Source organism: Bradyrhizobium sp. NBAIM08, from assembly GCF_020193935.1.
Taxonomy (GTDB): domain Bacteria; phylum Pseudomonadota; class Alphaproteobacteria; order Rhizobiales; family Xanthobacteraceae; genus Bradyrhizobium; species Bradyrhizobium yuanmingense.
Genome location: NZ_JADYVR010001293.1, coordinates 1 through 385 on the forward strand (window position 1 = coordinate 1; position 385 = coordinate 385).

A 385-nucleotide genomic window follows, 5' to 3' on the forward strand; every position below is an offset into this window, starting at 1 on the left:
GTACTGCACGGGCAAGCTGAGTGGTGTGCCCGTCTGCTCCTGCGACGACGGCAGGCTCTCGAGCAATTGCACCAGCGTCGGCCCGCGGTACCAGGTCGCGTCGATCGGTGTGGCGACGTTGTCGCCGCGCAGCGCCGACACCGGGACGATGCCGGCGAGTTCAATCCCCGCGCTGTCGGCGAAGCCCTGCAGCGCGCCGGCGACCGCCGCGAACGCCGGGCCGGGGTCGGCGACCGCGTCGAGCTTGTTGACCGCGAACACGATGCTCGGAACGCGCAGCAGCTTGGCCAGCAGCGTGTGGCGTCGGGTTTGTCCCAGCAGTTCGACCGTTCGCTCGGCAGCCGGCAGCGACGCGTCGAGCGCGCGCGTGAGGTCGAGCTTGGTG

Annotated in this window: 1 protein-coding gene; it reads right to left on the minus strand. The window is 70.9% G+C overall.

The features are described 5' to 3' along the window. The coding region (locus I6F37_RS44590) for a GTP-binding protein (RefSeq protein ID WP_368736845.1) at positions 1-385 on the minus strand (385 nt) is incomplete at both ends.